The 6,336-nt window shown below is 44.0% G+C and carries 6 protein-coding genes; all 6 read right to left on the reverse strand.

The features are described 5' to 3' along the window. Positions 1-939: 939 nt before the first annotated feature. On the reverse strand, positions 940-1,302 hold the full coding sequence (locus FT643_RS22540; protein WP_156873661.1) for a hypothetical protein: 363 nt from the start codon (positions 1,300-1,302) through the stop codon (positions 940-942). 224 nt (positions 1,303-1,526) lie between these two features. After that, entirely contained in the window at positions 1,527-2,054 is a 528-nt protein-coding gene (locus tag FT643_RS22545) for a hypothetical protein (protein ID WP_156873662.1), read from the reverse strand. 155 nt (positions 2,055-2,209) lie between these two features. Then, positions 2,210-2,683: a hypothetical protein gene (locus FT643_RS22550; RefSeq protein WP_156873663.1), complete on the reverse strand. Its 474-nt coding sequence runs from the start codon at positions 2,681-2,683 to the stop codon at positions 2,210-2,212. Positions 2,684-2,800: 117 nt separating this feature from the next. Further along, a complete protein-coding gene (locus tag FT643_RS22555; RefSeq protein ID WP_156873664.1) occupies positions 2,801-3,673 on the reverse strand; it encodes a hypothetical protein in 873 nt (290 codons plus the stop codon). Between the two features lie 826 nt (positions 3,674-4,499). Next, entirely contained in the window at positions 4,500-4,967 is a 468-nt protein-coding gene (locus FT643_RS22560) for a GNAT family N-acetyltransferase (RefSeq protein WP_156873665.1), read from the reverse strand. A gap of 766 nt (positions 4,968-5,733) precedes the next feature. Beyond that, complete coding sequence (locus FT643_RS22565) at positions 5,734-6,210, reverse strand: DUF6714 family protein (RefSeq protein WP_156873666.1); 477 nt, start codon at positions 6,208-6,210, stop codon at positions 5,734-5,736. Positions 6,211-6,336: the final 126 nt, after the last annotated feature.

Here is a 6,336-nt window from a genome sequence, read left to right on the forward strand (position 1 = left end):
CGCCCATGCACCCGGAACCAACTTAATTAGGAACCACCGTGAAACCACAACATCTGAACAAAACTACGGCCCGACTATGGGGCAGTGCTCCCTGAACTAAATCGCTACCTCAGTCCAAATACCGGAGACAATGCTAACTCTAGTTGATCACTTCTAGCTTTAAACTACTTAAAATTCTAACCGAACGAGCGGTAGCAACGCCCTACCCCGCCTGCGCTAGAGTAAATGTAGGACAACTTGGTTTTAAAATTATTTCAGCTCGCAAAGTTATAACGCCGGCAACATGGGCGCAGTGTAGTGGAGCATTTTTTGTGGTAAAAAGAGCGAAGCGATACCACAAAAAATGCGGAACGAAACTGCGTCCCGTGCTTGCCTTGGTTATTTGTTGCCTGTACAAAAGCGAATTGCCTGCACCGAACCACCCAACTATTTTTTGACTTTGACCTTTAATGCACTGCAACTGGACAGTGCCTATGAAGCTTGAATCCTAGTGGGCCTGCCCATCGGCTAAGGATGCTGCCGTAGAACACATCGATTGTCACTCGAAGAATGCACAGGTGGTAGTGGCAACGAAATCCATCACGTTCAGAAACCACCATGGCACCACAAACATTAAACAAAATCACGGCCCGATTACGGAACCGTGCTTCCTGAACTCAATCGCTGGCTTCATTCATCGCTACGGAGAAAAGGCAAACCCGAATAGATTGCGAATCCGCTAGAACTCGTCACCATACTTTCCGAACGATCAATAGCAATGCCCTACTCGCCCGCGAAGCTGAAAATGTAAAACCTCTTGGTTTTAAAAAGGCTCTCAGCTTGCAAAAAAATAACGCCCCGGTCATTGGCCCAAACTGCGTGACGTGAATTTGTGGTAAGGTGAACGAAGTGAACAACAAATTTGCGCCACGCAGTTTGGGTCCACGATGCACCGGCTTGTTATGCAATTCCCAATATACTCTTAGCCACTTCTTTAAACGTTTGCTCCTTCTCGGGAAACCAGCTATTCTGAGCTTTTTCATTTTCGTATAAAATGCTTTCGCATTCATCAAATCTATTGTGATGCATTACTTTATCTCCGCCGATTACTGGTGCATCATATTTCTCAAATTGGTCCAACGTCACATCAAAAACGAGATCATCTATTTCAATCCAAATATGTATCGTTGAATCTAGCCTAGATCGGACAAAGTATATTTGCTTTTCGGGATAAACTAACAATACAGACTCAGACAAGAGAATTGACGCACTTTCGCAACAATTGCGTGGGAACTGCCAAAAAAATGGAATTTCAACATCCATTCCGTGCCTAAGTGAAAAATCTCTCACAGATACCGCAATAGAATTTAAGGTCATCAATGATCACTAAATTGGTTATGTTCGGGGGACAGACGATCTTTGATCTACATAACGCTCAGGTCACTGGACCAAACTGAGTGGTGCATATTTGTGATACAGTGAACGCAGTGAGCCACAAATATGTGCCGCGCAGTTTGGGTCCACGGTGCACCTGCTGGTTATGTGATTTACGTTTTGACACTTGCATAGAAAACCTTATTTTCCGAAGGTTTAACGAATATCATTTTCGCAGCTATAGCACGCTCCCCATGAAATAGAACAGACCATGAGTAAACGAAGATTTCACTAGATAGTAAAATTTTATCTCCGGGGAACCACTCAAGATTATCTAACTGGGATAGCATACTAATAAGCTTGACGCCCTCTTTCTTCACACCTTCTAATTTATCACCCCTAGTCCAGACTTCAGGATTCAATAATTCATCGATTGAAATGTTGGTCGTTAATATTTCATAGGCATCAAAGTGGTCTCCAGTGAATGAACGAGGTGACTCATAACTGTGTGGGACGGATTGAATTCTTTCATCACCTAACTCACACCAGTTTAATACAAATCTGACGTCATCCTTTGTGGCGCTATTATTGTCTGTCGAATTCCCTAGAGTTAAACGGTACCCATAATAAGTGATACAGACAATTAAACCTATACCAACAAGACCGCCCCAGATAGCCAAAATAGTTTTAAGATGCTTCATTCTTTCTTCACATAACGCCCGTATCTGTGGGCAACCGTAGTGGAGTGATTTTTGTGGTATAAAGGAGCGATAGCGACAACCACAAAAATCACGGAACGTAGGTTGCTCCACCAGCATACGTTTGTTATGCGGTTAAGCCAAAATTAGTTAGATAATTACTTTAATATTTCCCACTTCGCATAGTTGATCGAATTTGGGCTATCGCGCCCAGTTGGCTTTCCAATTAGGGTAGCCAAAGCAGTTTCAGAGGCGGGATGCGCAGTTATTACTAACCCTCTCTTTTGGGGCTTAATGTAAATACTACCGTCACCAACCTTTATAGAGTAATCATCTGAGGCTTCTCTATAATGGCCACTGATAGGTGGCAGATGAAATTTACTGCGATTATTTGCGCTACCATCCAATTTCAGATCCGGTTCGCACTCGTCGATTACTTCTTGCACCGAACTATTATTTCTCCCGACCAATGCAACCTTGAAGTCTGTGTATATCTTTTCAACAAACTCCTCACTTCCTTCGACCTCAAGAATCCCTGACGAAATATCAATTTTAACTTTTGTACTCAATGTAAGTTCCTCACTATTGAGATATTTTTTAAAAGGTACGTAAGAATAAAAGACAGATTTCACGTCAGTTAACCAGGATTCATATTGCAACGCACAGAACATGATATCGCATAACGCCGCAAACAGGGGCCGACTGAAAGGAGGTCCCGGCCGTGCAGCGGCCCTTGCTGATTTGCTTTGTTAACCATTTTCTTGCACAGCTTTACGCTTAAAAACCATAGCTACTAAGTATATAGCGAGAAACGGCATACCCAATTGCGCGAGAATACTCAACCCTAAAATAATTGGACTCATTATTTCTGCACTAACAACTTCCATCAAAGCTATGATGATTGGACCAAGGATAATACCCCCAATAGTCATAGCTATAAAACCGGCAGGAATTGCGATTACTGGAAATAGCCATTTGTTTGGAATTTTTCCTCTTAATCTGAACCAAAAACCGATTACCACTAGAAACGGCCATGCTATAGATACGGCGTAAGCGATAATCTCATAAGCACCTGGAGTATATTGATTAAGTTCAATTTCTTCACCGGCTTCAATTTTTCCAATCCACTCATCTATAGTGGATTCTTTACCATCCCAAAACTTCCTCACTCCTTCCAGATATTCTACGACGGACTCCTTTTGGCCAAGAGAGAGTAGTTCGTTAGCTAAATTTAGGTTTGGCCCGAAGCTATCAAGTTGTGGGGAGCCTGTAGATTTTCCTGCTGCAACTAAGTATTTTGATGCGCCATCAATATTATCATTTGATAATGCAATAAATCCAAGAATACTATTGGAATTATGTATAGAGTTACCGTAATTCCAGTTGCAACGATAGATTTGTGCCAGCTCTAAATCTTCCTTAATCAGATCAGATGCCTTCTCATAATCCCCGTTCTCATAAGCACTACTGATTAAAGACTCCATTTCGTAAAAACGGTTTAGTCTTGAGGTAGTATGCTGATTCGATGGATTCCAGGTGTATTCGGACTTCTCGCCACATTTTGGACACTCAACATTTTCATCACAAGCGTACGCTTGGAATCCAAAAAACATTGTGATCAATAACGCTATCCTGATTATTGGCACATTCTCTCCTTGATGGTTAACGCCCACATCAGTGGGCCGCTGGAGTGGAGCCGTTTTTGTGCAATAATGAGCGAAGCGAATGCACAAAAACGGCGGAACGTAAGCGGCTCCACTGCATGTGATGGTTATAATTTGCTTGGGAAAAACACATTACCTGCACCGTCCACCAACTCGTACTTTGTTTTGTCTTTTGTTGCATCGTAACTGGATAGAACTGTAAAAGCCCGAAGATGAGTGGGCCGACCTATCGAATTATGATGCTGCCGCCAATCACGCTGTTTGTCACCGCAAGAATGCACCCAAGGTTTGTGGCAACGGAATAAACCACGATCCGAATCAAATGCACCGCTGCCAAAATTTGCCGCGTCCTCGATGTCCACGAACCGACCACGCACCCGGAACCAACCCGATAGAAATCACCATGGAACCGCAACACCTGAACAAAACTACGGCCCGACTATGGGGCAGTGCTCCCTGAACTAAATCGCTACCTCAGTCCAAATAGCGGAGACAATGCTAACTCTAGTTGATCACTTCTAGCTTTAAACTACTTAAAATTCTAACCGAACAAGCGGTAGCAACGCCCACCCCGCCTGCGCTAGAGTAAATGTAGGACAACTTGGTTTTAAAAATATTTCAGCTCGCAAAGTTATAACGCCCAACGACAGCGGCCGACCGAAGCGGAGCGGTTTTTGTGGTAAAAAGAGCGAAGCGATACCACAAAAATTGCGCAGCGTAGAGAGGTCCACGATTGCGAAAGCAATCGGTGCTGATCGTGATTGTTATGTGCATACTCTCTACGCTAGCCGATATCTAATGTTAATTGTACGCGATGATTGCCAGCACCATCATAATTGTCTATAGCGATAGGCTGTTCTTTATCATCATAATCTGTTGCTCGAAAGCCTAATTTATGGTGATAGGCTAAAGAATCTGTATTTATTGGAGATGTAACGCACTTGATGTACCTACAACCGGCTGATTGGGCTTGTGATATGAAGCTCCTGTACAACTGTGATGCGACACCTTGCTTTCGATATTCTGGATCTACACCGGTGAAGTGGATGTAGGCAATCTCGGGATTGTCTCTTGAGATAAATCCCACTACAAAACCAACCACGGTGTCTTGGTCTACGAATACAAAACTAGTCGTGTGGAAATGGTCGAAGAATAATCGCGGAAGCATATCAGTTACGTTGCGTCCACCCCACCAACCATTCAAGTTCGAAATAATGTAGTCGTAATCGTTTGGTAATAGTCTTCTAATCATTGATTATTCAATTTACTGCGCGCACATAACGCAAAGGTCAGTGGGCCTGTGGAGTGCAGCGATTTTTGTGGTAAAAGGCGCGAAGCGACACCACAAAAATTGCGGAACGTAACTGGCTCCACTGCACCGCCTGGTTATAATTTGCTTGGGTAAAACGCATTGCCTGCACCGCCCGCCGACTCGTGTTTTGTTTTGTCTTTTATTGCATCGAAACTGGATAGAACTGTTGAAACCCAAGCGTAAGTGGGCCTACCAATCGAGTTGTGATGCTGCCGTAAATCCCACTGCTTGTTACCGCAAGAATGCACGCAAGGTTTGTGGCAACGGAATCGACCTCGATCAGAATCAAATGCACCTCTGGCAAAATTTGCCACGTCCTCGATGTCCACGAACCGCCCATGCACCCGGAATCAGCCCGATAGAAATCGCCATGGAACCACAACACCTGCATAAACTACGGCCCGACTATGGGGCAGTGCTTCTTGGACTGGATCGCTTGCCAGATCAAATCGAGGAGAAAACACTAACTCTATTTGATCGGAACCAGTTTCAGGCTACTTCAAGTGTTGACCGAACAATCGGTAGCAATGCCATCACCGACTGCACAAGTGTAAATACAGGACCGCTTGGTTTTAAAAATATTTCAGCTCGCAAAGTTATAACGCCAAGTTCACTGGCCCAAACTGTGTGGTGCAATTTGTGATACAGTGAACGCAGTGAACCACAAATTGTGCCACGCAGTTTGGGTCCACGGTGCAACTTATTGTTATGCCCTAACCGTTGATAAAAAAGCAATACCTTCTGATATTTCTTTAGAGCAATATTGCCCCCAATAACTGTGCACCTGACACCACTCAAGAAAATGCTCCAAACATGCTATCTGCTGCTCATTTAGAGCTGACAACCGTTTCCGTGTATCAGCTTGGTATTCTTCGCCAGGCGCCAGGTTATATATTAGAAATTCTGCTTCATTTTGGCTACGTACCGCTTCCTCGGTCACACAATACCTCAGGTACGAAGGAAGCGCCCAACGCCAGCCTTGTGGCGATAGGCAAGACATTTCCTGGTGTATTTCACGAATCCCTTCAGGCGGCAACTCCATTTCCTGATATTGATCGAGATCCTCGCGTAAATAGCCACATTGATGGCACTCATCTTTGTGAAAAGACAAATCCAATCCTCTAGGCTTTTTTACATACGAAAAAACTGATTCGATTTCACTTTTTAGATGCTCAGTATTCATGAAGCATAACGCCCACATCAGTGGGCCGCTGGAGTGGAGCCGTTTTTGTGCAACAATGAGCGAAGCGAATGCACAAAAACGGCGGAACGTAAGCGGCTCCACTGCATGTGATGGTTATAATTTGCT

The sequence above is a fragment of the Ketobacter sp. MCCC 1A13808 genome (genome assembly GCF_009746715.1).
GTDB lineage: Bacteria > Pseudomonadota > Gammaproteobacteria > Pseudomonadales > Ketobacteraceae > Ketobacter.